The following is a 25,298-nucleotide window of genomic DNA, read 5'->3' on the forward strand; positions in this document are numbered from 1 at the left end:
TCCATGAAATTCGCAGTACTCGTATTTCCCGGTTCCAACTGTGACATCGACTGCTACAAAGCCGTTGAAGACACGTTAGGCGAGCCAGTCGATTATGTGTGGCATACCGCCACAGATCTTTCCGCTTATGATTGCATCCTAGTTCCGGGCGGATTCTCTTACGGCGACTATTTGCGCTGCGGAGCGATTGCGAGATTTGCTCCGGTGATGGCCGAGGTCGCTAAAGCCGCCGAACAAGGTAAATATATTCTTGGCATCTGCAACGGATTTCAGATTCTGACCGAGGCGGGGCTGCTGCCAGGCACGCTGCGCCGCAACGCGACGCTGAAATTCCGCTGCCATGATACCGTTCTTCGCGTAGAGAACAACGACAATCCGTTCACGACCCAATACCAGAAGGGCGAGGAAATTCATATTCCGATCGCTCATGGCGAGGGGAACTACTATTGTGATGAAGAGACGCACGCGCAATTGAAGGCGAACAATCAAATTATTTTCCGTTATGTAGATAATCCAAATGGTTCCGTAGACGACATTGCGGGAGTTTCCAATGAACGCGGCAACGTCGTCGGCATGATGCCTCACCCTGAGCGTGCGGTGGACAGCCTGCTGGGGTCTGAGGACGGAAAACGCATGTTTACATCGATATTAAAGGCTTGGAGGGATCGGCATGAGTCAGCAAGTGTCCGCTAAGGAACCAAATGCAGAGCAAATCGCTGAACAGCAAATTTACAAACAGATGGGTGTATCCGACAGTGAGTACGAGCTGATCTGCGGATTTCTGGGGCGCAAACCGAACTACACCGAAATCGGCGTATTCAGCGTCATGTGGTCCGAGCACTGTGCCTATAAAAATTCCAAACCGCTGCTTCGCAGATTCCCGACCGACGGACCGCGCGTCCTGATGGGGCCGGGCGAAGGCGCCGGCATCGTGGATATCGGCGACAACCAGGCGGTCGTCTTCAAAATCGAAAGCCATAACCACCCTTCCGCAGTTGAGCCTTACCAAGGCGCGGCGACAGGCGTGGGCGGCATTATCCGTGATATTTTCTCGATGGGCGCAAGACCGGTGGCACTGCTGAACTCCCTGCGCTTCGGCAAGCTGGAGAGCGACCGTGTGAAATACTTGTTCGAGCATGTCGTCTCCGGGATCGCGGGCTACGGCAACTGCATCGGCATTCCGACCGTTGGCGGCGAAGTGGTGTTCGATGAAGCTTATGAAGGCAATCCGCTTGTTAACGCGATGTGCGTAGGTTTGATCGATCATGACAAAATCCAGCGCGGCGTAGCGAAAGGCGTAGGCAACCCGGTATTCTACGTGGGTCCTCCAACAGGCCGCGACGGCATCCACGGGGCAACCTTCGCATCCGAGGAGCTGACGGAAGAGTCCGAATCGAAACGGACAGCCGTCCAAGTCGGCGATCCATTCATGGAGAAGCTGGTTATGGAAGCCTGTCTCGAGCTGATCGATTCCGGCATCGTGCTTGGTATTCAGGACATGGGCGCGGCAGGACTAACCTGCTCCAGCGCGGAGATGGCAAGTAAAGCGGGGAACGGCCTGGAGCTGTACCTGGATGAGGTTCCACAGCGCGAAGAGGGCATGACGGCTTATGAGATGATGCTCTCCGAATCCCAAGAGCGTATGCTGTTCGTCGTGGAGCCGAAGGATGAAGCTCAGGCGATGGAAATTTTTGAGCGTTGGGGCGTAATCTGCGCCAAAGTTGGTAAAGTGACCGACGACGGACGGCTCAGACTGATCCACAAAGGAGAGGTCGTGGGCGACATGCCGGTGACGGCGCTTGTCGACGAATGCCCGATTTACAACAAGCCATCCGCTGTACCGGCTTACTATGAAGAAAATGCAAATGTAGATACACAGCGCTATGACGAAGTGACGGATTTGAACGGGGCGCTGGACAAAGTATTGTCCTCCCCATCCGTAGCCAGCAAAGCGTGGGTATATAACCAATACGATTACATGGTTCGCACCAGTACGGCGGTTCAGCCGGGCTCTGATGCGGCGGTTGTGACGATCCGCGGCACACGCAAGGGACTGGCCATGACGACGGACTGCAACGGACGATTCGTGTACCTGGATCCTGAAGTGGGCGGACGCATTGCGGTCAGCGAAGCGGCGCGCAACGTCGTTTGCTCGGGAGCCGAGCCGCTGGCAATTACGGATAACCTGAACTTCGGAAGCCCGGAGAAGCCGGATATTTTCTGGCAGATGGAAAAAGCGGTTGACGGCATGGCTGAAGCCTGCCGTGTGCTGAATGCGCCGGTTATCGGCGGTAACGTCAGCTTGTACAACGAGAATGCCAAAGGCGCAATTTATCCGACGCCTGTCGTTGGTATGGTCGGTCTTGTGCACGATACAGATCACATTACAACTCAAGGCTTCAAGGCTGAGGGCGACGTGGTATTCCTGCTCGGCGAGACATACGCTGAACTAGGCGGCAGCGAGTTCCAGGCCGTAGTTCATGGTGTGACAGAAGGACGTCCGCCGGCGCTGGATCTGAATGTCGAGAAAAAATTGCTGGACGGCGTACTGGCCGCGATTCAAAAAGGACTTGTGCAATCTGCACACGATTTGTCCGAAGGCGGTCTGGCCGTAGCCCTGGCCGAATCCTGCATCAGCGGCGGCCTAGGCGCTAAAGTCGATTTTGCAACAGAGCTTCGTCCTGACTTTGCTCTATTCAGCGAATCGCAATCCCGCATCTTGTTGTCGGCTGCGCCAGACAAGGCTGCTGAGCTCGAGCAATTGATCGCGTCCTACGGCGTTCCGGTTCAAAAGATCGGTCAAGTCACAGGCGACAAATTGGAGATTTCTGTGAATGCCCGCTCCGTGCTGGCTAGACCGGTAAGCGAGCTGAAGCAGGTCTGGGAGGATGTAATTCCATGTCTGATGCAATAATTCCGCAAGGGCTTTGGACAGGAGACTATTATAATCAGGGAACAGGCAAGAGCGATATTTTTGACACGTTAAAAGAGGAATGCGGCGTTTTCGGGGTGTTTGGTCACCCTGAAGCCGCCTCTTTGTCCTATTACGGCCTGCATGCGCTGCAGCACCGGGGGGAGGAGAGCGCGGGCATCTGTGTCACGAATGGCAATGAGTTCAATTATCATCGCGGCATGGGGCTGGTGAAGGAAGTGTTCGACCGGGACCTGCTCGCTTCGCTCCATGGCAGCCGTTCCATCGGGCATGTCCGCTATTCCACAAATGGCGACAGCAGCCTGATGAACGCGCAGCCGCTTATTTTCAAGTACCGGGACGGAGATCTCGCGGTAGCCACGAACGGCAACATCGTCAATGCGCCGCAAATCCGTCATCAATTGGAACAGAGCGGCTCCATCTTCCAGACGACGAGTGATACCGAAGTGATCGCGCATCTGATCGCCCGCTCGCCGAAGGATTTCGTCGAGGCGGCAAGGGACGCGCTGGCGCAATTGGTCGGGGGGTTCGCGTTCATGCTGCTGACGAACGATAAAATGATTATCGCCAGCGATCCGCATGGGCTGCGCCCGCTCACGATGGGCCGACTTGGCGATGCCTATCTGTTCTCTTCGGAGACCTGCGCGTTTGAGGTGGTCGGAGCGGAGTCGATCCGTGATATTTTACCGGGTGAAATGCTGGTGCTGGATGCTGAAGGCGTGCATGAGGACCGTTATGCGCAGCCTCAGCGCAAGGCGCTGTGCGCTATGGAGTACATCTACTTTTCCCGTCCGGACAGCGATATGAACGGCTCTAATATGCATGCGGCCCGCAAACGGATGGGCCAGGTCATGGCACAGGAATCGTTCGTCGATGCCGACGTCGTAACCGGGGTGCCGGATTCCAGTATTTCCGCGGCCATTGGCTACGCCGAGCAGACGGGCATTCCTTACGAGCTTGGCCTGATCAAAAATAAATATACGGGACGCACCTTCATCCAGCCGAGCCAGGAGCTGCGCGAGCAGGGCGTGAAGATGAAGCTGAGCGCCGTGCGCCGGGTGGTTGAAGGCAAGCGTGTTGTCATGATCGACGATTCGATCGTTCGCGGGACGACATCGCGCCGGATCGTCAATCTGCTGCGCGAAGCCGGGGCGACGGAGGTGCATGTGCGGATTACCTCGCCGCCGTTCAAAAACCCCTGCTTCTACGGCATCGATACACCAAGCCGGGCGGAGCTGATCGCTTCCTCGAAGTCCATTGAAGAAATCCGCAAGGAGATCAATGCGGACTCGCTGGAGTTTCTAAGTGCCGAAGGCTTGATCAGTGCGGTGGAAGGGGATAACGCGAAGGATTATAAGGGCGGCCTGTGCATGGCCTGCTTTGACAACGATTATCCGACACGGACGGATTTTGAAGGCGAAGAGAAGTTCGGCTGCGGCTGCTAAGGTAATGTGATTCAATTAATAGGATTAAATAAAATGATTGTTTAAGGAGAGTGTCCTTCGTGTCTGAAGCCTATAAAAATGCCGGTGTGGATATCGCAGCGGGCAATGAAGCGGTAGAACGGATGAAGAGTCACGTCAAGCGGACGTTCCGCCCTGAAGTATTAACGGATTTGGGCGGCTTTGGAGCTTTGTTCGGCTTGAACAAAGATAAATATGAGGAGCCTGTTCTGGTATCGGGCACTGATGGCGTGGGAACGAAGCTGAAAATTGCCTTCGCAATGGATAAGCACGATACGATCGGAATCGATGCGGTGGCGATGTGCGTCAATGACGTGGTCGTACAAGGCGCGGAGCCGCTCTTCTTCCTGGACTATCTGGCTTGCGATAAAGTCATTCCTGCTAAAATCGAAGCGATCGTGTCAGGCATCGCGGATGGCTGCAGCCAGTCCGGATGTGCCCTGATCGGCGGAGAAACGGCGGAAATGCCGGGCATGTATGCCGAAGGCGAGTATGACATCGCCGGATTTACGGTAGGCGTAGTCGATAAGAGCAAGATTATCAACGGAAGCACGATTGCAGCAGGGGATACAGTGATCGGCCTGGCATCAAGCGGGGTTCACAGCAACGGCTTCTCGCTCGTTCGCAAGCTTCTATTGGAGCAATGCGGCTACAGTCTGCATGATACGCTGCCTGAGCTTGACGGAGCGCGGTTAGGCGATGTGCTGCTTACGCCGACGAAGCTGTATGTGAAGCCGGTTTTGGCTTTGCTGGAGCAGGTACGGGTGAAAGGAATGGCGCATATTACGGGCGGCGGATTCATCGAGAATATTCCCCGCGTACTGCCTGACAACGTCAACGCTGAGATCGACCATGGCTCATGGCCGATCCTGCCGATCTTCGAGCTGCTTCAGCAGAAGGGCGACGTCAGCAACCGTGATATGTTCACGACCTTTAACATGGGAATCGGACTAGTCATTGTTGTAGCGAAGGAAGATGCTGATAAGGCAGTTGAGGCGCTGCGTGCAGCCGGAGAAACGCCTTATGTGATCGGCCGGATTACGGAAGGCAGCCGGGAAGTGAAGTTTACGGGAGCGGACGTATAATGACGGGCCACACTGTAGGGAGCCAAAGGCCTTACCGGATCGCGGTCTTCGCTTCCGGTCAGGGCAGCAATTTCCAGACGCTGCTGGACTCCTCCCGCGAGGGTAAGCTCGGCGCGGAAATCGTGCTGCTTGTGTGCAACAAGCCGGAGGCTCCCGTTGTCGAAAGGGCACGCCGCGCCGGCGTGGAATGTTTCTTGTTCGAGAAGAAAGCCTATGCCCGCCGCGAGGATTATGAGGCGGAAATCGCGCAGGAGCTCGAGCGCAGAAGCGTAGACCTGATTGTGCTAGCTGGATATATGCTGCTGCTGACTCCGGTTCTGGTTGACGCTTATCAAGGGCGCATGATTAATATCCATCCGTCCTTGCTGCCGTCTTTTCCGGGGAAGGACGCGATCGGGCAGGCTTGGGAGTACGGCGTCAAAATTACCGGCGTGACGGTGCATCTGGTTGATGGCGGCATGGATACGGGGCCGGTTATTGCCCAGCAGGCTGTAGAAATCGCACCGGAGGATACTGTCGAATCCCTTGAGGAGAAGATTCACGCGGCTGAAAGGGACTTGTATCCGCAGGTGGTAAGCTGGTTTGCCGCGGGCAAAGTCCGGATCGATGGACGGCGCATCACGGTAGGTTGAAGCAAATACCAGCCGATGCTGACAGGTACAGGATTCGCTTCATCGTAAAACGAGCTTAGCAGCGGATTCCGAGCATGTTTAGCGAAATTACGTTGTCGTACTGAGGGTACAGCCGCAAAATGCGGACGATTTTCTTAGCGTGAATGTCGATTGCCGGTTGTCTTACAGAGGTGATCATATGGATTTCGATATTTCCCGAGAAATATCGGGTTATCCATCCGTACGATCGAATAGAGGAGCATTAATGCCATTATAGCCAGTCCGGCCTGAGGCCGGGGTGTTATTCTTGCCATAATATAGAGGAGGAAGCCAATCGTGAGTATCAAAAGAGCGCTGGTTAGCGTTTCGGATAAAACGGGTATCGTGGATTTTTGCCGCGGGCTGTCGCAATTAGGAGTAGAAATCATTTCAACGGGGGGCACGAAAAACCTGCTGTCGAAGGAAGGAATTCCTGTCATCGGCATCTCCGATGTAACGGGCTTCCCAGAAGTGCTTGACGGCCGCGTGAAGACGCTGCATCCTGCTGTTCACAGCGGACTGCTGGCGGTACGGGACAGCGCCGAGCATCAAGCGCAGATGAAGGAGCTTGGCCTGGATTACATCGATCTGGTTGTCGTCAATCTGTATCCTTTCCAGGAGACGATTGCGAAGCCGGACGTCACTTACGAGGATGCGATTGAGAATATCGACATCGGCGGGCCGACCATGCTGCGTTCCGCTGCCAAAAACCATGCTTTCGTCTCCGTCGTCGTGGATTCCGGCGATTACAGCAAGGTGTTGGATGAGATTGCTGCCGAGGGAGACACAACCTTGGATACGCGCAAACGGCTTGCGGCCAAAGTATTCCGTCATACGGCGGCTTACGATGCCTTGATTTCCGATTATTTGTCGAATGTGAACGGGGATCCGCTTCCTGAACGCTTAACGGTTACTTACGAGAAAATTCAGGATCTGCGTTATGGCGAGAATCCGCATCAGAAGGCAGCGTTTTACCGCAAGCCGTTGGCTGCGGCGGATACGCTCACTTCGGCCGAGCAGCTGCATGGCAAAGAGCTATCCTATAATAACATCAATGACGCGAATGCGGCTCTGCAAATCGTGAAGGAATTCGAAGAGCCTGCGGTCGTGGTCGTTAAGCATATGAATCCTTGCGGGGTTGGCATTGGGGAGAGCATTTACGAGGCATTCCGCAAAGCGCATGAAGCTGACCCGGTATCGATCTTCGGCGGCATCGTCGCGGCAAACCGCATCATTGACGAAGCAACGGCACTGCTGCTGAAGGAGATTTTCCTGGAAATCATCCTCGCTCCCGGCTTTACGGATGAAGCCCTTGCCGTACTGACGCAGAAGAAAAACATTCGCCTGTTGAAGGTAAACGGCCTGGAGCTTGGAGCCAATCGCAAAAGCCAGCTTGTGGTCACTTCGATCGACGGCGGCATGATCGTTCAGGACAGCGACGTTCATTCCTTGCAGGAGTCCGATTTGAAGGTCGTTACCGACCGAGCTCCTTCCGAGGAAGAATTGAAGCAGCTTCTGTTCGCCTGGAAAGTAGTTAAGCATGTTAAATCTAATGCGATCGTACTGGCGAAGGACGATATGACGATCGGCGTAGGCGCTGGTCAAATGAACCGTGTCGGCTCGGCGAAAATCGCCATCGAGCAGGCCGGCGACAAAGTGAAGGGCTGCGTACTGTCTTCCGACGCGTTCTTCCCGATGGGCGATACGGTAGAAGCCGCGGCTAAAGCTGGTGTGACGGCGATCATCCAGCCGGGCGGCTCGGTCAAGGACGAGGAATCAATCCAAATGGCGAACAAGTATGGGGTCGCCATGGTCTTCACCGGCATCCGCCACTTCAAACACTAATAGAGGTAGTTTTAAAAGCCGGCTTTTGATCACGAAGTGTTTCAAAGAAGCGGATTCGGCGTCGAATCTTGAATTCAGCCGGGGCTTGCGGTGCTCACATAGGTTTTGCCTATGCTCCGCTCCTCAGCCCCTGGCTTCATCCAAGCTTCTCGGTGCTGAAAACCCGGCTTTTGATCACGAAATAAACTTTATATAACTTTGCAGAATGGACAGGGACGGTGGACCGCAGAGGCGGCCTGCCGTTTGCTGTTTGGATATGAGGAGGAGCAGCGGTATGGACATTTTAGTGATTGGCGGCGGCGGCCGGGAGCATGCAATTTGCTGGGCGCTGGCCAAAAGCCCAAAGGCTGGCAAAATTTATTGCGCGCCGGGAAACGCAGGAATCGGTCAAGTAGCGGAGATCGTTCCGATTGCGGTGAACGAATTTGATAAGCTAACAGCGTTCGCTCAGGAGAAAGAGGTAGGCCTGGTCGTGGTCGGACCGGATGATCCGCTGGCGGATGGTATCGTGGACGCGTTCGAAGCGAAGAGCATTCCGGTGTTCGGGCCGCGCAAAAATGCAGCCCATATCGAAGGCAGCAAGACGTTCATGAAGGATTTGCTGAAAAAATACAACATTCCGACAGCCGCTTACGAGAAGTTCAACGATTATGAGGAGGCCAAGGCGTACCTCGACCAGCAGAAGCTGCCGATCGTCATCAAGGCGGACGGGCTTGCTGCGGGCAAAGGGGTAACGGTAGCCTTTACGCGCGAGGAAGCGGAAGCGGCTTTGAAAGACATTATGGTTGGCAAGGTATTCGGCGACGCGGGCAGCCAGGTGGTCATCGAGGAGTTCCTCGAAGGGCAGGAAATGTCGATTCTGGTTTTTGTGGATGGAGAAGTCGTACGTCCGATGTCGGCAGCGCAGGATCATAAGCAGGTCTATGATAACGACAAGGGACCAAACACGGGCGGCATGGGTACTTACTCACCGCTGCCGCATATCGCGGATTCCATTATTGAGGAAGCGGTCGAGACGATCATTAAACCAACCGCCAAGGCGATGGTGGCAGAAGGCCGCCCATTCCGCGGCGTGCTGTTTGCCGGGCTGATGATCTCCCCAGACGGCAAGCCGAAGACGATCGAGTTCAATGCCCGGTTCGGCGACCCGGAGGCCCAGGTCGTGCTGCCGCGGCTGAAGAGCGACCTGCTGGAAATTTTCCTGGCTGCTGTAAACGGCACGCTGGACAAGGTTGAAATCGAATGGAGCAATGAAGCGGCGGTATGCGTCGTGCTCGCTTCAGGAGGCTATCCTGCGTCCTATCCAAAGGGACTGCCGATTTCCGGGCTGGATTCAGCCGGGGACGCGCTTGTATTCCATGCCGGGACGGCAAAGAATGAAGCCGGAGAGTGGGTTACAAACGGCGGACGTGTGCTTGGTATAGTAGGGCTGGGGCAGGATATTGCGGAAGCCCGCGAAAAGGCTTATGCTGCAGCGGAGCGCATCACCTTCGAAGGCAAGCATCAGCGTTCGGACATTGCGGCTAAAGCGCTGCGATAATATTTGGGGTAAATTGAAAAGGGCTGTCCAAGCAAATGAATTGGACCGGCCCTTTTTTATAATAAATAAATCCATAGAACATAAAAGGAAAATAAGTATAAAATTAATGAAATAACCCAAAATGTAAAACATGTTTTACATTTTCTTTTTTTTGTGTTACAATTATTAACAAATAATATTAAAAGAGGTGTTGAAGATGAAAAGAAAAGCGGATGAAATGCAAATGTCACTCGCTACGCGAGCTACAAAATGGCTTGGTATTTTTTATACAGTCAGTTTGTTATTGTGGACAATTATAGATCTGATATTTAACAATCAACTAGGGATTCAATTTATAATTTTACTAGCAGGTTTGATTCTCTTTTTCGTCTCGATGATGATTATGAAACAAAAAGTGCAATAATGGAGAGTTGGGTGCGATGAAAAATAACATATATCTAAAAAGAAAAGAACTTGACATGTCCCAGTTGGAATTGGCGGAGAAAGTAAATGTAACACGGCAAACCATTAATGCGGTAGAAAATAACAAATATGATCCTAGCTTGAAATTGGCCATGAACATCGCCAAAGTTCTTAAAGTATCGGTAGAAGAGTTATTCTTTGAATAATGCCAGTTACATTATAAAATAAATATGGGCAAAACAATTAGTGCACAATATACGCTTATGGCGGAAAAGGCACTTGATTTAGGCATTTTAATTGATACAACCAAGAAGTAATAGATTAGAACAATTGTCCATATCTGAAACAGATCCAGGGAATTCAGGAATAAACCTAACGGACCTTTCGTCTGAAAAACTGCATTTAATGAAGTCCACCGCACCCCAGAGATAGGAAAAATATTTTTCAAGAAATAATTAAGCACGTTTCCAGCTAAAGTTATAGGGAATATATAAGTAAAAAATTTAAATATATATTTATAGTTGGAGTAATTTATTAGGAATTTAGCAAATAAAAAGAATAATAGAGCATTTGCTGCAATGGTTAATAAGGGAAATAAAGATCCGATAATAATGGAGATTACTGACATCATTATTTCCAAGCCGTTTAAACTATGGTCGATTTTTTCACTTAGTTGCTGTGTTGCCATAGTGATTTGTGATTCAATGGTGAAATACGTAACAATGCCATTAATTAAACTGGATAATAATATTATCAACAATGGCTGATGGCTTTTTTCAACATTTAAGTTTAAATAAGTTTCTCTATGATTGAAAATCAATTTATAAAAAGTACTCATGTTCTTACCTTCCTTCAAAACATTTTTCGCATATGTTCTTCTTAGACCGGGCGCTGAGCATTGCATCTAATCTTCCAATTGGCATGTTAATGCTGGAAGGTAAACGAAGTAAAAAGTAAGCATATTCCGTCGGTTTAATCGTTCTCCCGCATATATTGCAAACAATTTCCAATTTTCTCTTGAATATCATTTTCAGTCCCCTTTTAGTCAAAGTTGAGGAGTAATAAATGTTTCAATCAATGCTGCGAGTGTCAGGCCTATAAATGCAATTATTGAAAGAATCGTTAACTTCCTTATGGAAATATCGTTTTTTCTGGATGTGTAGATTTCATATGTAAGCCTTAAACTAATAAAGGTAAATAATACGAACATGGGCATTTCAAGAACACCGTGTGTAAGAATGTATTGTAAATTTTCAAAGCTGTAGGAAGCATTTTTTATACCGACTCCAAACATGATGGAGTTTTGAATGAGGATAACTAAGGGGATTATGCCGGCAGTTATAATACCTCCAAAGAGAATAATTAAAGCTACTTTCAAATTTTGAAAATAGATTTCACCAAAGACGGGTTGTAATTTAGATTTATCAGCCTGAATAACGATTACATCGGCTGTTATAAAGCCTAGAAGCGAAAAAAGTAAAAAAACCAATATTACAATCCATAAAAGTGTACTTTTATTAATCCACGTCATAATCATCACCATCAATTCTTGGGATTTAATAGGTATGTGACGCCCAAAAAATTTAGTTAAACTTTAAAATATACGTACTTGACCTTGGCAGAGGTCAAAGCTGTTACTTAAAGTGCATATGAGTCTGCAGCTAGCAATGCAGCTTCAGCCCATGCTGGGATAGAGGCAATCCATCCTCCGGATACTAGAAGCGCAACGATAACGGAAGTTGCGCCTGCAGCAACAAGTGCCCAAACCAGCCAAGCTGGAGGATTAACTATTCCCAATTGATTTAGAATAGTAACGACATTTACTTGGGTATCTTTATTAGTCAATGAGAATGCTACGAAAGCAATCAATGCAAGGGCTGAAGCTAAAAATACAATATTTTTCTTCGCATTAGACAAGTGACTGATCATAAAAATTCCTCCTTTTACATTTTATAGTCACATACCTATTAAATTCCCTATTAATATTCTATTTCCTGTTTATGTAAAAAGCAACCATAATATGATAAATAAGCAATGAAATCTCATTATATTTACAATAAAAACGATAAATGTTATATTTTGACTAAGGGATAAAAGATAAGGGGTGATTGGTTGAGGGCAATCCTGAAAAGAGAATTATTTATATATACAAGCAGTTTTAAAGCTATAACTATCTCACTTTTCATATACCTCAGCACAGCATTGTCTTCATATTTTTTTTCGAGGAATTTTACTACCATTCAAAATCATGGGGCAGAGGTAGATATAACCTCTAGCATTAAATTTTTTGTGTTTTTTTTAGGCCCTATTTTGGTAGCAGCCGTATTTTATGACATTTTCAATAAGGAAATTGAGTTAAGGACAATTAGGCTCCTTATTACAAAAACTAGTTTGCTAAAAATTTTTTTGGGAAAAATTCTAGCGGCTTTTCTATTTTGGCTATTGACTTTAACGGTTTCATATTTTCTTGTATACCTGTCCTCAGGAAAGATTTATTTCCAAGAATTCATGAGCTCCATTTCTTGTATTTTACTCTCTCTTTCAGTGGTTGTTTGTTTTTCTATATTGTTCGATCGGGGAAATCAGAGCTTGCTTGTTAGTATATTGATGGGAATAGTGTTTCCTGTGTTAGGGCTAATATCATCCATGTCTGATACTTGGTATTGGAGTATGGTTCATGCCGTGATTCCGTATTACGCGAACGAACTGACGTTAGGACTGCTGCTTGTTCCCTTTATCGCTGCATTAATATTGTTTTGTTTAAGTTACTTTATTCTACAACGAAAGGATTATTAGCCGAATGATTCCTGCAATAGAAATAAGTAATTTAAATAAGTCCATTGGAAAAAAGGATATTTTAAAGGATATTAGCCTAACTATTTATAGGGGAGAGATTGTTGGGCTAATCGGCCATAATGGAGCCGGAAAATCTACTTTGATAAATATACTGACTGGAATTAAAAAACCTACTCAAGGGTCATTTGTTATCTATGATAATACCGGCACCATGAATAAAGAAACACAAAAAGTAATTGGTGTTATGCCTGATGTTGATAATTTATATCAAGACATGACAGTCCGTTTCTTTCTAAGTTATATGTCGGAAATTAAAGGAGCAAAGTTATCGTTACAAAATATAAGGGAACTACTCGAGCAGGTTGGTCTGGAAGCAAAGCTTTCCAATACACGGATAAAGGCGCTATCCTTTGGTATGAAAAAAAAACTTTGCTTGGCTCAGGCTCTTGTCGGAGAACCGCAGCTTTTGATTTTAGATGAACCTACTTCCGGATTAGACGTACATTCCGTACTTCATATTAAAAATTTATTGCTAAAGTTAAGAGGCGAAGGGAAAACCATTCTGTTATCTTCGCATAACATGGAGGAAGTTGAGAAGAGCTGTGACCGGGTGGCAATTCTGAAATCAGGAGAATTAACGGATATTGGTACTATTGAAGCATTGATATATAAAAGGCAAGGAGTAAGAAAATTAATTATACGTTCATCTCCAGTTGTAACCTCTGATTTTTTAAACCAATTCGCATTAAATATTCAAATTATTAGTCAGGAATCTAACTCTATTGTCATTCAGGTGTCTGATGACGAAGACATTTCACTACTTTTAAAAACATTAATAGAGCATTCTTACAAAGTTTATGAAGTAAGATCATCTGATTTGCAGCTTAAGGATATTATTCTAGGAGAATAAAAACGTATTATGGGATGGTGAAGTTGTATGATTAAAAGAACTGCGGAGAAAACATTGGGTACCATCGGAAGTATTATTGTTGTTTTTATTGGTTTTTTTGGTGGTGTTTCATTGGTTTTAACAAAGAACGATGAATTTAAAACCAGGCTCAATGAAAACTTGAACACTATTCAAAGTGACACAAATGCGGTTTCTATCATAGATTCATTGCAGAATGCTGCGGGAATGCTATTATGGAGTTCAATTATTTCATTTATCTTAGTGCTGATAGCATTATTTAATTTAAAGAAAAATGCTAAATCCACATTAGCAGGCATATTATTTATTTTGTCCGCGATTGTTATTTTTATTTCATCTTTTTTCGTCGGATTCGTTCCAGGGGTTCTTTTTATTATCGCGGGCATTCTGGCTTTGACTAAAAAACCATCGACTTATGCTGATCAAAATATCCCCGGATAAGCAAACCGATTCTGACGCATCTTAACGATAAAATCATTTGCGATTTATTGTTGAATGGAGGCGTCGAATCGATTATGAGCAAGGAAAAGAAGGATATGCTCCCCATCTCGCGTGAGAGGGTGGAAGTGGAAGGGCTTTATACGGATGAATGGGGGCGTTCGGAATATTTATACCGTGGGCAGGAGTTCCCAGCAGATCTGATTATGGGTTCGACGGAATGGAAGCTTACAGAGCTAGCCGACCATCCTGCCGAACACGATATTGCGGATGACTTCGAGAATACAGGGCATTCTGGAAAACGCCGCAGCGGGCAAGTGGAGTGACCGTGCAGCAATAACGGTATTCTAAAGCAGCCAATGTAAGCAGCGTCAGATAAAATCTGGCGCTGTTTGTATTTTTCTCGGCCTATATTTTGCGATAGAAGATGAATTGTTGACTCAGGTTACGTATAATAACGAGAAGAAGTTTTTTCGGGAGGACGAGCCATGCCAACCACGGCAGGAATACATCATATTACGGCGTTTGTGGGAGATGTTCAGGGGAACGTGGATTTCTACGCAGGCGTCCTCGGTTTGAGATTGGTCAAGAAGACGGTTAATTTCGATGCCCCAGAGGTGTATCATTTATATTTTGGGAATGAGGCGGGGGATCCAGGAACGATCATGACCTTTTTTCCGCAAGAAGGCGCGGAGAACGGGATGATCGGGGGAGGACAGGTTGGGGTAACGGTATATGCCGTCCCGCCCGGGGGTCTGCTGTTCTGGCGCAAACGTCTGAAAAAGTTCGGGATTCCCTTCATGGACATTTCGCGCTTCGGCGAGGATTATGTGCGTTTCACCGATAATTCCGGTTTGCTGATCGACCTGGTGGAGCGCGCGGAAGGACCAGCGAGTACATGGTCTTTCAGCGGGGTGCCGCTGCAATATGCGATTAAGGGATTCGGCGGCGCATTGCTGTTCAGCAGCGATAGCGAGAGCACCGCAAGGGTGTTGGAACTGATACTCGATATGAAGCGGGTCGGCGAGGAAGAAGGGTTGATTCGGTATCAGGCGACGGGCGAGCTGGGCAATTGGATCGACTTGAATATGGAGGACATTCCGAGATGCGGCGGCGGTGCCGGAACCGTTCACCATATCGCCTGGCGGGCGAAGGATGACGAGGAACAGGAAGAGTGGCGGCGGATGATCGAGCAGTGCGGTCTCCGACCAACGCCGATCGTGAACCGCGAGTACTTCAAAGCGCTGTATTTCCGCGAACCGGGCGGCATTCTGTTCGAGATCGCTACCGATCCTCCAGGGTTTACGATTGACGAGCCGCTGGTGCATCTTGGTGAGAACTTGATGCTGCCGGATCGTTATGAGCCGCATCGCAGCGCGATTCTTTCTCATTTGAGCAGCTTTCAGGTACGCTCTTTAGAATATGAAGAGGAGGCAGAAGAATGAGGCATTTATTTCACGAAGGCAAGGACAGGTCGGCGCCGGTGCTGGTGCTCCTGCATGGCACGGGAGGAACGGAGAGCGATTTGCTGCCGCTTGCCGTGGCTCTGTCGCCGGATTCTTCGGTTCTCGGCATTCGCGGGAATGTGCTTGAAAACGGGATGCCCCGTTTTTTCCGCCGGTTGGCCGAAGGTGTGTTTGATGAGGAGGATTTGGCGCTGCGGACTCGCGAGCTGTATGATTTTCTCGATGAATCGGCCGTGAAGTATGGGCTTAATCGGCGTAATTATGTTGCTGTAGGATATTCGAATGGGGCTAATATCGCGGCGAGTCTGCTGTTTCATTATAATGATGCCCTTAGCGGGGCCGTGCTGCATCACCCGATGGTTCCGCTGCGCAGCGTAGTGCTGCCGGACTTGAAGAACGTTCCCGTCTTCATTGGAGCGGGGCGAAATGACCGGATGTGTTCCCCGGCCGAGACAGAGGAGCTGAGCAGCCTGCTGGAAGGAGCGGGCGCCAAGCTGACGGTGCACTGGGAAAATGCGGGACATAGCTTGACCGGAACGGAAATTGACGCGGCGGCTGCCTGGTTCAGACAGGCATTTGCGCTATAAAATGATAAGAGAGCAATCAGGACTACATTATATTTTCATATAGAGAATTACTAATTTTGCTTATAAGAAGCGGGGAGAAAAGAATGAATCAAACGGAACAAGAAACAGAACAACGTACGGTAGGCATGGAAGAGATCGTTCGGGCCCATCATGTGCTTAAGGAAGTCGTGGTGCGTACACCACTGCAGCTGGATGCGACATTGTCGGCGAAATACGGCTGCCGGGTGTTTTTGAAGCGGGAGGATCTTCAGGTCGTCCGTTCTTTCAAAATTCGCGGAGCCTACAATAAAATTCGCAGCCTAAGTCCGGATGAGCTGGAGAAGGGCATCGTCTGTTCAAGCGCAGGCAACCATGCGCAAGGTGTAGCCTTCTCCTGCAATGCGCTGGGAATTCCAGGCGCTATCTATATGCCGAGCACGACGCCCAATCAGAAGGTAAAGCAGGTTAAACGGTTTGGCGGCTCGCATGTGGAAGTTATTTTAACTGGAGATACGTATGACGATGCTTATGAGGAAGCGATGAAGGCATGCCGGGATCGCGGCATGACGTTCATTCATCCGTTCGACGATGCGAAGATTGTGGCGGGCAACGGAACGATCGGCATGGAGATTCTGGAGAACCTGGATACGCCGGCGGACTATGTGTTCGTAACGATTGGCGGCGGCGGATTGGCTTCGGGGGTCGGCTCATATATCAAGGCGATGAGTCCTGAGACAAAATTAATCGGGGTTGAACCGCTGGGGGCTGCCTCCATGAGCGAGTCGTTCAAGCAGGATCAGGTGGTGACGCTAGAGACGATTGATAAGTTCGTAGACGGTGCAGCCGTGAAGCGGGTCGGTGATTTGAACTATCACATTTGCGCCGAGCTGCTGGACGATATCGTTAAGGTGCCGGAAGGCAAAGCCTGCACAACGATTCTCGATTTATACAATGATAGTGCGATCGTAGTGGAGCCTGCCGGAGCGCTGTCGGTGTCCGCGCTGGATATGTATAAGGACGAAATCCGCGGCAAAACGGTTGTCTGCGTCATCAGCGGCGGCAATAATGATATCGACCGCATGCAGGAGATGAAGGAGCGCTCGCTCATTTATGAAGGATTGAAGCATTATTTCATGGTGAACTTCCCTCAGCGTGCCGGAGCGCTGCGTGAATTCCTGCAGGACGTGCTGGGGCCAAACGATGACATTACCCGGTTCGAGTATACGAAAAAGCATAATAAAGAGAACGGACCGGCATTGGTGGGCATCGAACTGAGCGACCCGGCGGATTATGAAGCCTTGATCGGCCGCATGAAAGCAAAGGGGATTACCTATACGGAGCTGAACCGGGATTTGAATTTGTTTAATTTGTTGATTTGAACTTGAGTTTAGACTTGGGCTTTGATTTTAGCTTCAATTGGAGTTGGAGCTTGAGTTGGTGAGTTTGGATCGGCGGAATAATCTGGTTGTAGAACGGAGGTCGGGTGCAGATGGGCATGGATCCAAAATGGCTGGAATGGGCAAAGCAAATTCAGGCGCTTGCTCAGACCGGGCTTGCCTATACGAAGGATGTCTACGATGTGGAACGTTATGAAGCACTCCGAGAAATCAGCATCGATATTATGAATAGTTATACTGCTGTGGACCGGGAGATTATTAAACTGTCGTTCGCTAATGAGCGAGGGTATGCTACGCCAAAGGTGGATATTCGCGGCGTTGTGTTCAAGGATAACAAAATACTGCTTGTACAGGAGAAGCTTGACGGCGACTGGGCATTGCCTGGAGGCTGGGGAGATATCGGGCTGTCTCCTACCGAAGTGGCGGTGAAGGAAATCAAGGAAGAGTCCGGCTACGAAGCGGTACCGGTTCGTTTGCTCGCTGTTCTGGATAAAAAATTCCATGATCACCCTCCAGAACCGTATCACGTCTATAAATTTTTCATTCAATGCAAAATTGTCGGCGGTGAGGCCGCAGAGGGTCTTGAGACGAGCGGCGCGGCTTTTTTTGAGGAAAATCAGCTTCCGAAGCTATCCCTCCAAAGAAACACAGAGGAGCAGATCAAGATGATGTTCCAATTTCTGAGAAACCCGGATAAACCGGCAATTGTCGATTAGAATGAACTGCGGCACTCAGCAGCCTGTTTGAGCTTAAAGAGTTGTTGCAAATTAAAGGCAGCCTACAGCGGCCAAAGTGGACTGTGACCGGATTTATGAAATAGGTTACAGTTCATTGAGCTGGATGGGCTGCTTTTTTGGGTTGTCAGCAAGTTACTAACGGACCGAGGAGCCGCTATTGTCGCAAAATCGAGTACAAACCCAGGCTAACGGACCTGAGAGGCCTTATTCAGCTAAAAAGGCTGCTTTAGCCGGTGATTTTTAGCGAATAGGGTCTTCTGTGTCCGTTAGGTACGGTAATGAGCAGTTTTGTCACAGATAGCGTCTATGGTGTCCATAAGGTCTCGCCTCTCCATTTACCTCACGTTGAACCCGGTCCATACCCTTCATTACCATTACTTCCATTACTCTTCATTACCTGAATATTCTCCGTCCCCTATATCCCCTACATTTATCTACGCTATCAACATTACTCTCCATTACTACTACATACCCCTACACTCACCACTCGGCCCTACACTTGCCGCTCGTCCCTATACTCGCACTAAACTTAATTACCCCTGTACTTTTTCCTACCCATGCGGCTGCACTCAACGGAACGCTCAATGACAGCTTCAGCAATCTACAAGCTGAGCGAGAGAAGAACCCAATCGATGTCCTATTTTAACTAATCGTCGTGCCATAACAAGCGATAGAACTATTGTTACAATTGTTCCTGTAAGCGTATACAGATTGCGCGTGTGTGGTGGCTTAGCACTGTTATGGGATGCCAAGGACGTGCTCTAGAGGTTCCCAGGGTTCGAAAGGCTATATAGCTCAACGCACGCTGGGAGTTCCCCAGGTTTGGCAGGCATGTAGCGTAACGCCGCGCTGGGAGTTCCCCAAGTTTGGCAGGCATGCAGTGCAGCGCCGCGCTGGGAGTTCCCTAGGTTTGGCAGGCATGCAGTGCAACGCCGCACTGGAAAGTTCTCCAGGTTAGGCAGGCATGCAATGCAACGCCGCACTGGAAGTTCTCCAGGTTAGGCAGGCATGCAGTGCAGCGCCGTACTGGGAGTTCCCCAGGTTTGGCAGGCATGCAGCGCAACGCCACCAGTTGGAGGCTCGTAGCGCGTGGAAGCTATGCAGCCAACACCCTTATGGGTGGAAGGCGTCGCGCGATGCGATTCACGAGAGGAGCCGGGCAGCTGTACACGACAGATGTGATGAACCCTTCGCCAGTGATCTAGGGAACGGTTCTTGAAAGCAAGCAGGACAATTGCGATGAGAAAGGGGAGAGCTGCAATGAGAGAGACGGGCTTGAAGCGGCTGACGAGCGGAGCCTTTTTTATGGGGCCTGCGCTGTTGATTTTTGCTGCGATTATCATTGTTCCTATCGGGATGAGTATGTATTACAGCTTGTTTCAATGGGATGCGATTTCGGCCATGATTTTTACCGGAATGGACAATTATACGCGGTTGTTTCAGGACCCGGTGTTATGGATTTCGTTAAAAAATTCGCTGTTCCTCACGTTGGGGGCATTGCTGATCCAACTGCCGGTCGGGCTGTTTCTGGCGATTCTGCTTGGCTACAAGCTGAGAGGCTCCAATTTTATGAAAACGATCTATTTTACGCCCGTGATGCTGTCGACCGCGGTGCTGGGCATCCTGTGGGCGCAAATCTATGATCCAAACTTCGGCCTGCTGAACAACCTGCTGATCAAGCTTGGCCTGCAGAGCTGGACACATGCCTGGCTTGGGGAGACGGGGACGGCGCTGGCTTCGGTTATTGCAGTCGTTGCCTGGCAGTTTATCGGCTTCTATGTTGTCGTATATTTTGCAGCGCTGCAGAATATATCCGACGAAGTGCTCGAGGCCGCGCGGGTTGAAGGGGCCAGCGAATGGAGAATCGTATTCAACATTCAGATTCCGCTCATTTGGGGAACGATTACGTTCACGGTGCTGAACTGTGTCATCAACTCGCTGAAGTATTTTGACCTCATCTATATTATGACGGGCGGCGGACCTAACAACTCCAGCGAGGTCATTGCCAGCTACATGATGAAGAACGCCTTCAAGCTGATGGATTACGGGTATGGAAGCGCCATATCGACCTTCCTGCTGCTGTTCGGGCTGTTCCTGGCGTTGATCATTTTCAAATTGCTGAACAAGGGCAGCGCTAAATTCCAATAAAAAAACATGAGCGGAGGAAGCTGAAACGTTGGCTGAAGATGCTTATGAATAAATTTCATCATCCTAAAGAAAGGAGAGGGTCATCTTGCTTAGAGCACATGCGGCAGCACATCGTCAACAGCCGAAGACCACGGGAGTAAGCAGCGAACGACGCTTTTTTGGCCGGAAAACCGCTGTGAAATCCCTGCTGTACGCTATCCTGCTGACTCACCTGGTGTTTACGGGATATCCGTTTGTTTGGATGGTCATCTCATCCTTCAAGAGCAACAAGGAGTATTTCGCGAATCCGTGGGGATTGCCGTCGGAATGGCGGTTCGACAATTTCGCCAAAGCCTGGAGCGAAGGAATCGGCGGCTATTTGTTCAACAGCTTGTACATTACGCTGTTCTCTGTGATCGGTCTGCTGATCGTGGCGACCTTGATCGGATTTTATTTTGCGGCCCGTCCTTTCAAAGGCTCCGGCCTGCTGCTGGGAATGTTCTTTCTAGGCATGCTCATTCCTGTGCACAGCACGCTGATTCCGTTGTTCATGATCTCGAACCGGATCGGCACTTACGATACGTTTTGGGCGTTATTTTTTCCATATATCGCATTTAACCTGCCGGTGGCGGTGTTTCTGTCCTATGGATTTTTCCGGGAGGTGCCAAGGGAGATCGAGGAGGCGGCAACCGTGGACGGCTGCGGCATATACCAGAGCTTCTTCCGCGTATACTTTCCGCTGGCCAAGCCGGTGCTGGCTACGGTGACGATCGTTTCTTTTTTCAACATTATGAATGATTTCGTCTTCCCGTTAGTGATGATTTCCAAGGAATCTTTGAAAACGCTGCCGATCGGACTAATGATGTTCAAAGGCAATTTCAGCGCAGACTATTCACTGATCAGCGCGGCATTAGTTATAACTACAGCCCCGATCCTTATGCTGTACATGTTCCTGCAAAAGTACGTTCACAAAGGGGTTGTGGCTGGCTCCGTCAAGGGCTAGGTGCAGGGACAGGCTTGGGTTTATAATAAACATGACAAATCGAGGGGGAACACCAATGAAGAAGGCATTCGCAGTAGTGATGCTTGCCGTGTTGCTTACCGTTACGGCATGCTCCAATCAAGGGGAGAGCAAGAAACAGGCAGGCGTAAAGGAATTGACAATGTGGAGCATGGAGACGCGCAGCCGGGACACGATCGAGCAGTCGATCAAGGAATTCAATGATACGCATCCGGATATTCGTTTGACGGCGGAGTTTTTTGAGGACGAGGCTTTGAAAACGAAAATGAAGGTGGCGATTGCGGGCAATCAGCTGCCGGACATCATTACGTACTGGAGCGGGGAAACGTTCGATACGCTGGTGTCCACAAATATGCTGGGCGATATTACGGACAAGCTGGCCCAGGACGCGGAGTTCAAAGATAACGTGCTGCCGGGCGGACTGGATACGTTCACCTATGAAGATAAGACCTATGCCATTCCTGTCTTATTCAGCGGCGTATCGCTCTGGTATAATAAAGAGATCTTCGCCGAGAATGGCTTGACTCCGCCTGCGACCTATGATGAACTTTTAAGTGTGGTAGATCAGTTGAACGCGAAGGATATTACGCCGATTACGATCGCCGGCAAGGAGCGCTGGCCGATGCTGCACTGGTTCTCTTATCTGGCTCAGCGGGTCGGTGGAACGGAGCCGTTCGAGAAGGCCAAAAACGGGGAAGCCGATTTCACGCAGGACAGCTTCGTGCAAGCCGGGGAGATGCTAAGAGAGCTGGCCATTGATAGAAAGGGATTTGTAAATGGATTCCTGGGACTTGATTATGCCGCTGCGGAATCGCTGTTCGTTAACGAACGTGCGGCGATGTATTTACAGGGAGAATGGGCAATGGAAGCGTTTTTGAACGATGAGTTTGCGGAGAAGGTAGGTTTCGTGCCGTTCCCTGCGGTCGATGGCGGCCAAGGCAGCATCAACGTGTATCAAGGCGGCTTTGGCGTAGGCATGGCGATCTCGTCCAAGGCGGATCAGGACGCGGCTTATACCGCGATTCGTTTCCTGTCCAGCCCGGAGCAGAGAAAGGAAATTTACGAAGGCGCTAACATCAGCCCGATGAAAAATCCTGGCCTCGACGATTCCAAGATGCATCCGCTTGCTTATGAATACGATAAGTCGATCAGCGACAATCTGGAAGGCTTCTTCGGCTATTACGACCAGACGCTTGATGCGAGACGGGCCGACCAATTCCTGGATCTGATGGGCGCTATCGTCGGCCAGAGCAGCAATGATGTGAAGGAAGAATTGGCGAAGATTAAGTAAGGGCGGCGAAACTATAAGTTTGAACTAAAGAATGGATGCGGGCAAGGAAGAAAAATGATTCCGAAGAGTGAAAGCTTTCTGAAAGAAAGCTGCTCTGGGCGCATAAGCTAGTGATCGACATGTGATGGCCAAAATAGACTTAAACGCCGTTAGCCTTAAGGCTGGTTCGCAAGCTGGTTCGCAAGCTTAAGCTTGAGGTCGCCTTTGTGACTCTGATTTCTCCCTCTTATGAATCCATCTCATCCAAGAAATCTGGGAGCAAGCAACAGCGATCGTAGGCACAACTTTTTTTTGTACTTGCCCTACATCCATCTCAATCGTTCAACTTATCTAAATGGATTTATTGTAGTTAGTTTTTGTGACAAAGAAGGGAAAGTAGATTTAAATGTACTTCAGGTCATTAAAAGAAGGAAAACGGCCAGCATGGATTGGATACTTGATTTTAGGTGCATAAAATCCATCTAAGCCCCGAAACACCCTTTTAGAGCATTATTAGGTACACGATTTCCATTTAGTATGCGGCATAGCTAAGTGTACAACATCTTTAGTGTACATCGCTTGTATACAACAGCTTGTATACACAGCTATAGTGGCACGAGGCTTATAAGTTGAACTAAAGAATAGATGCAGGCAAGGGAGAAAAATGATTCCGAAGAGTGAAAGCTTTCGGAAAGAAAGCTACTCTGGGCGCATAAGCTAGTGACCGCTTTAGGCTGCTTCGGGAGCCATCAGCTTGAGGTCGCCTTTGAGCCCCTGTTTTCTCCCTCTTATGAATCCATCTCATCCAAGAAATATGGGAGCAAGCAACAGCGATCGTAGGCACAACATTTTTTTGTACTTGCCCACATCCATCTAAGTTCAACTTATAAATTTCCAACAAGAAGCTGTACCGTGAAAGCTGCAGGGATGCAGACAACTAGGACGAAATGGAGGAAAATGCGGTGTCTGAAATTATCAATCCGATTTTGAGGGGATTTAACCCGGATCCATCGATCATTCGGGTGGGCGATGATTACTATATCGCGACTTCAACGTTTGAATGGTTCCCGGGGGTTCAGATCCATCATTCCCGGGATTTAAAGAACTGGCAGCTCATCGGTCATCCGCTGAGCCGGACGAGCCAGCTTGATATGATGGGGAATCCCGACTCCGGCGGAGTATGGGCGCCTTGCCTAAGCTATCATGATGGAACATATTATTTAATATATACCGATGTGAAAAGCCATATGGGGCCGTTCAAGGATACGCATAACTACCTGGTTACAGCGAAGGATATCCGCGGCCCATGGTCGGAGCCGGTCTACCTGAACAGCAGCGGCTTCGATCCATCGATGTACCATGAAGAGGACGGTACAAAATGGGTGCTGAACATGGTTTGGGATCACCGCAAAGGGAAAAACCACTTCGGCGGCATCGTCATTCAGCAATATTCGGAAGAGGAGCAGCGGCTGGTTGGGCCGATCCACAATATTTTCCGGGGAACACCGCTGGGTTTGACGGAAGGTCCGCATATTTATAAGGCAAACGGCTATTATCATCTGATGACAGCCGAAGGCGGAACCCGGTACGGCCATGCCATTACGATGGCGCGTTCGGCTACGCTGCTCGGCACTTACGAGGCTGACCCGAACGGTCCGCTGCTGACCTCGGCAGATCGACCGGAAGCGGCACTGCAGCGGGCAGGCCACGGCAGCATGGTGGAGACGCAGCATGGCGAGCTGTACGTCGTGCATCTGTGCGGACGGCCGCTGCGGCCATCGATGTGCTGCACGCTCGGCCGCGAGACGGCCATTCAGAAGGTGGAATGGTCGGAGGACGGCTGGCTGCGCCTGACGACGGGCGATCATGAGCCGCAGGTACAGGTGGCGGGGCCGAGCCTGCCGGAGCATCCTTTTGCGCCAGAGCCAGAGACCGAGCATTTCGACGAAGGGGAGATCAGCCGCCATTTCAGCACACTGCGCGAGCCGCTTGCTGAAGCATGGGCGTCGCTGAAGGAGCGCCCGGGTTATTTGCGGCTGAGAGGCCGGGAGTCGCTGTATTCGCATCACCGCCAGAGTCTGGTGGCGCGCCGGCAGCAGTCTTTTCTCGTGGAAGCGGAGACCGTTGTTGAATTTGCACCTGACAGCTACCAGCAGATGGCTGGTCTGATCTACTACTACAATACCAAAAACTATTATTACTTACAGATCAGCCATGATGAACAATTGGGCAAATGCCTAGGCATCATGTTGAGCGACCGCGGCGTCTATGACGAACCTCTGGAGGCGCCGGTATCTATCGAAGGCTGGGAGCGCTGCTATATGAAAGCAGTCATTCGCTACGAGTCGCTGCGCTTCTATTATTCCCGCGACGGGGAAGAGTGGCTCGCAATTGGCGGAGAAATGGACGCGACCAAGCTCTCGGATGAGAACGCGGAGCTGGTCAAGGACGGCATTGCCCTCGATCAGGGTTTTACCGGAGCTTTTATCGGCATATGCGCTCAGGATTTGAGCGGCCGCCAGCTCCATGCCGATTTCGATTATTTCACATACCGCGAGCTGGACGAGTAGATATCAGCTGCGGTCGGTTAGCTAAGGTAGACGAGAAATAGATCCGAACAGGATTTGCTATTGGA

Annotated in this window: 24 protein-coding genes; 21 read left to right on the forward strand and 3 right to left on the reverse strand. The window is 49.5% G+C overall.

What is annotated here, in order from left to right:
- The first annotated feature begins 3 nt into the window (after window positions 1-3).
- The 9 genes from purQ (at window position 4) to MKX50_RS04770 (ending at window position 10,123) form a co-directional block, all read left to right on the forward strand.
- A complete protein-coding gene (gene purQ, locus MKX50_RS04730; RefSeq protein WP_339158544.1) occupies window positions 4-693 on the forward strand; it encodes a phosphoribosylformylglycinamidine synthase subunit PurQ in 690 nt (229 codons plus the stop codon).
- A complete protein-coding gene (purL, locus tag MKX50_RS04735) occupies window positions 671-2,914 on the forward strand; it encodes a phosphoribosylformylglycinamidine synthase subunit PurL (RefSeq protein ID WP_339158545.1) in 2,244 nt (747 codons plus the stop codon). The genes purQ and purL overlap by 23 nt, the downstream gene beginning before the upstream one ends.
- On the forward strand, window positions 2,899-4,377 hold the full coding sequence (gene purF / locus MKX50_RS04740; protein ID WP_339158546.1) for an amidophosphoribosyltransferase: 1,479 nt from the start codon (window positions 2,899-2,901) through the stop codon (window positions 4,375-4,377). Before purL ends, purF begins: the two co-directional genes overlap by 16 nt.
- Window positions 4,378-4,436: 59 nt before the next feature.
- Complete coding sequence (gene purM / locus MKX50_RS04745; RefSeq protein WP_213594174.1) at window positions 4,437-5,480, forward strand: phosphoribosylformylglycinamidine cyclo-ligase; 1,044 nt, start codon at window positions 4,437-4,439, stop codon at window positions 5,478-5,480.
- On the forward strand, window positions 5,480-6,112 hold the full coding sequence (gene purN / locus MKX50_RS04750) for a phosphoribosylglycinamide formyltransferase (RefSeq protein WP_213594176.1): 633 nt from the start codon (window positions 5,480-5,482) through the stop codon (window positions 6,110-6,112). The genes purM and purN overlap by 1 nt, the downstream gene beginning before the upstream one ends.
- 315 nt (window positions 6,113-6,427) lie before the next feature.
- Window positions 6,428-7,975 (forward strand): bifunctional phosphoribosylaminoimidazolecarboxamide formyltransferase/IMP cyclohydrolase, encoded by a 1,548-nt coding sequence (gene purH, locus MKX50_RS04755; protein ID WP_213594178.1) that lies wholly within the window; start codon window positions 6,428-6,430, stop codon window positions 7,973-7,975.
- Window positions 7,976-8,249: 274 nt separating this feature from the next.
- Window positions 8,250-9,515 carry a phosphoribosylamine--glycine ligase gene (gene purD / locus MKX50_RS04760; protein WP_339158547.1) on the forward strand — a complete coding sequence of 422 codons (1,266 nt, stop codon included), beginning with the start codon at window positions 8,250-8,252 and terminating at the stop codon, window positions 9,513-9,515.
- A gap of 196 nt (window positions 9,516-9,711) precedes the next feature.
- Window positions 9,712-9,918, forward strand: a complete 207-nt coding sequence (locus tag MKX50_RS04765) for a hypothetical protein (RefSeq protein ID WP_213594182.1) — start codon at window positions 9,712-9,714, stop codon at window positions 9,916-9,918.
- Window positions 9,919-9,934: 16 nt separating this feature from the next.
- Window positions 9,935-10,123: a helix-turn-helix transcriptional regulator gene (locus MKX50_RS04770; protein WP_213594184.1), complete on the forward strand. Its 189-nt coding sequence runs from the start codon at window positions 9,935-9,937 to the stop codon at window positions 10,121-10,123.
- Between the two features lie 11 nt (window positions 10,124-10,134).
- On the opposite strand, the gene MKX50_RS04775 is transcribed toward MKX50_RS04770, so the two are convergent.
- From MKX50_RS04775 to MKX50_RS04785, 3 genes are all read right to left on the reverse strand, one after another.
- Complete coding sequence (locus MKX50_RS04775) at window positions 10,135-10,755, reverse strand: YIP1 family protein (protein WP_213594186.1); 621 nt, start codon at window positions 10,753-10,755, stop codon at window positions 10,135-10,137.
- A 207-nt stretch (window positions 10,756-10,962) separates the two neighbouring features.
- Window positions 10,963-11,448: a stage II sporulation protein M gene (locus tag MKX50_RS04780; protein ID WP_213594188.1), complete on the reverse strand. Its 486-nt coding sequence runs from the start codon at window positions 11,446-11,448 to the stop codon at window positions 10,963-10,965.
- A 107-nt stretch (window positions 11,449-11,555) separates the two neighbouring features.
- Complete coding sequence (locus MKX50_RS04785) at window positions 11,556-11,846, reverse strand: hypothetical protein (RefSeq protein WP_213594190.1); 291 nt, start codon at window positions 11,844-11,846, stop codon at window positions 11,556-11,558.
- 717 nt (window positions 11,847-12,563) lie between these two features.
- Here MKX50_RS04785 and MKX50_RS04790 point away from each other — a divergent pair.
- From MKX50_RS04790 to MKX50_RS04845, 12 genes are all read left to right on the forward strand, one after another.
- Window positions 12,564-12,713, forward strand: a complete 150-nt coding sequence (locus tag MKX50_RS04790; RefSeq protein ID WP_339158548.1) for a hypothetical protein — start codon at window positions 12,564-12,566, stop codon at window positions 12,711-12,713.
- 4 nt (window positions 12,714-12,717) lie between these two features.
- Complete coding sequence (locus MKX50_RS04795; protein ID WP_213594192.1) at window positions 12,718-13,623, forward strand: ABC transporter ATP-binding protein; 906 nt, start codon at window positions 12,718-12,720, stop codon at window positions 13,621-13,623.
- Window positions 13,624-13,650: 27 nt separating this feature from the next.
- A complete protein-coding gene (locus MKX50_RS04800; RefSeq protein ID WP_339158549.1) occupies window positions 13,651-14,082 on the forward strand; it encodes a DUF4064 domain-containing protein in 432 nt (143 codons plus the stop codon).
- Between the two features lie 74 nt (window positions 14,083-14,156).
- Window positions 14,157-14,405 carry a hypothetical protein gene (locus MKX50_RS04805; protein WP_155609900.1) on the forward strand — a complete coding sequence of 83 codons (249 nt, stop codon included), beginning with the start codon at window positions 14,157-14,159 and terminating at the stop codon, window positions 14,403-14,405.
- Between the two features lie 162 nt (window positions 14,406-14,567).
- Window positions 14,568-15,524, forward strand: a complete 957-nt coding sequence (locus tag MKX50_RS04810) for a ring-cleaving dioxygenase (RefSeq protein WP_213594196.1) — start codon at window positions 14,568-14,570, stop codon at window positions 15,522-15,524.
- On the forward strand, window positions 15,521-16,132 hold the full coding sequence (locus MKX50_RS04815; RefSeq protein ID WP_339158550.1) for an alpha/beta hydrolase: 612 nt from the start codon (window positions 15,521-15,523) through the stop codon (window positions 16,130-16,132). Before MKX50_RS04810 ends, MKX50_RS04815 begins: the two co-directional genes overlap by 4 nt.
- 83 nt (window positions 16,133-16,215) lie before the next feature.
- Complete coding sequence (gene ilvA / locus MKX50_RS04820; RefSeq protein ID WP_339158551.1) at window positions 16,216-17,490, forward strand: threonine ammonia-lyase IlvA; 1,275 nt, start codon at window positions 16,216-16,218, stop codon at window positions 17,488-17,490.
- Window positions 17,491-17,606: 116 nt separating this feature from the next.
- The gene (locus MKX50_RS04825; RefSeq protein WP_339160017.1) at window positions 17,607-18,224 is read left to right on the forward strand and encodes an NUDIX hydrolase; all 618 of its coding nucleotides are present in this window, start codon (window positions 17,607-17,609) and stop codon (window positions 18,222-18,224) included.
- Window positions 18,225-19,505: 1,281 nt separating this feature from the next.
- Window positions 19,506-20,393: a sugar ABC transporter permease gene (locus tag MKX50_RS04830; protein ID WP_213594201.1), complete on the forward strand. Its 888-nt coding sequence runs from the start codon at window positions 19,506-19,508 to the stop codon at window positions 20,391-20,393.
- Between the two features lie 85 nt (window positions 20,394-20,478).
- Window positions 20,479-21,375: a carbohydrate ABC transporter permease gene (locus MKX50_RS04835; RefSeq protein WP_213594203.1), complete on the forward strand. Its 897-nt coding sequence runs from the start codon at window positions 20,479-20,481 to the stop codon at window positions 21,373-21,375.
- Between the two features lie 55 nt (window positions 21,376-21,430).
- Window positions 21,431-22,684, forward strand: coding sequence for an extracellular solute-binding protein (locus tag MKX50_RS04840; protein ID WP_213594205.1), 1,254 nt, complete (start codon window positions 21,431-21,433; stop codon window positions 22,682-22,684).
- A 941-nt stretch (window positions 22,685-23,625) separates the two neighbouring features.
- Complete coding sequence (locus tag MKX50_RS04845; RefSeq protein ID WP_339158552.1) at window positions 23,626-25,233, forward strand: glycoside hydrolase family 43 protein; 1,608 nt, start codon at window positions 23,626-23,628, stop codon at window positions 25,231-25,233.
- Window positions 25,234-25,298: the final 65 nt, after the last annotated feature.

It is taken from the genome of Paenibacillus sp. FSL W8-0186 (genome assembly GCF_037969765.1).
GTDB lineage: Bacteria > Bacillota > Bacilli > Paenibacillales > Paenibacillaceae > Fontibacillus > Fontibacillus woosongensis.

What these genes read in the sequence shown, in the direction of transcription:
- purF (WP_339158546.1), top strand. Translation starts at nt 2,899, where the DNA reads ATGTCTGATGCAATAATTCCGCAAGGGCTTTGGACAGGAGACTATTAT.
- ilvA (WP_339158551.1), top strand. Translation starts at nt 16,216, where the DNA reads ATGAATCAAACGGAACAAGAAACAGAACAACGTACGGTAGGCATGGAA.
- MKX50_RS04780 (WP_213594188.1), bottom strand. Translation starts at nt 11,448, where the DNA reads ATGACGTGGATTAATAAAAGTACACTTTTATGGATTGTAATATTGGTT.
- purL (WP_339158545.1), top strand. Translation starts at nt 671, where the DNA reads ATGAGTCAGCAAGTGTCCGCTAAGGAACCAAATGCAGAGCAAATCGCT.
- MKX50_RS04790 (WP_339158548.1), top strand. Translation starts at nt 12,564, where the DNA reads ATGTCTGATACTTGGTATTGGAGTATGGTTCATGCCGTGATTCCGTAT.
- purD (WP_339158547.1), top strand. Translation starts at nt 8,250, where the DNA reads ATGGACATTTTAGTGATTGGCGGCGGCGGCCGGGAGCATGCAATTTGC.
- MKX50_RS04840 (WP_213594205.1), top strand. Translation starts at nt 21,431, where the DNA reads ATGAAGAAGGCATTCGCAGTAGTGATGCTTGCCGTGTTGCTTACCGTT.
- MKX50_RS04815 (WP_339158550.1), top strand. Translation starts at nt 15,521, where the DNA reads ATGAGGCATTTATTTCACGAAGGCAAGGACAGGTCGGCGCCGGTGCTG.
- MKX50_RS04830 (WP_213594201.1), top strand. Translation starts at nt 19,506, where the DNA reads ATGAGAGAGACGGGCTTGAAGCGGCTGACGAGCGGAGCCTTTTTTATG.
- MKX50_RS04775 (WP_213594186.1), bottom strand. Translation starts at nt 10,755, where the DNA reads ATGAGTACTTTTTATAAATTGATTTTCAATCATAGAGAAACTTATTTA.
- MKX50_RS04805 (WP_155609900.1), top strand. Translation starts at nt 14,157, where the DNA reads ATGAGCAAGGAAAAGAAGGATATGCTCCCCATCTCGCGTGAGAGGGTG.
- MKX50_RS04795 (WP_213594192.1), top strand. Translation starts at nt 12,718, where the DNA reads ATGATTCCTGCAATAGAAATAAGTAATTTAAATAAGTCCATTGGAAAA.
- MKX50_RS04770 (WP_213594184.1), top strand. Translation starts at nt 9,935, where the DNA reads ATGAAAAATAACATATATCTAAAAAGAAAAGAACTTGACATGTCCCAG.
- purN (WP_213594176.1), top strand. Translation starts at nt 5,480, where the DNA reads ATGACGGGCCACACTGTAGGGAGCCAAAGGCCTTACCGGATCGCGGTC.
- MKX50_RS04825 (WP_339160017.1), top strand. Translation starts at nt 17,607, where the DNA reads ATGGATCCAAAATGGCTGGAATGGGCAAAGCAAATTCAGGCGCTTGCT.
- purQ (WP_339158544.1), top strand. Translation starts at nt 4, where the DNA reads ATGAAATTCGCAGTACTCGTATTTCCCGGTTCCAACTGTGACATCGAC.
- MKX50_RS04810 (WP_213594196.1), top strand. Translation starts at nt 14,568, where the DNA reads ATGCCAACCACGGCAGGAATACATCATATTACGGCGTTTGTGGGAGAT.
- MKX50_RS04785 (WP_213594190.1), bottom strand. Translation starts at nt 11,846, where the DNA reads ATGATCAGTCACTTGTCTAATGCGAAGAAAAATATTGTATTTTTAGCT.
- MKX50_RS04800 (WP_339158549.1), top strand. Translation starts at nt 13,651, where the DNA reads ATGATTAAAAGAACTGCGGAGAAAACATTGGGTACCATCGGAAGTATT.
- MKX50_RS04765 (WP_213594182.1), top strand. Translation starts at nt 9,712, where the DNA reads ATGAAAAGAAAAGCGGATGAAATGCAAATGTCACTCGCTACGCGAGCT.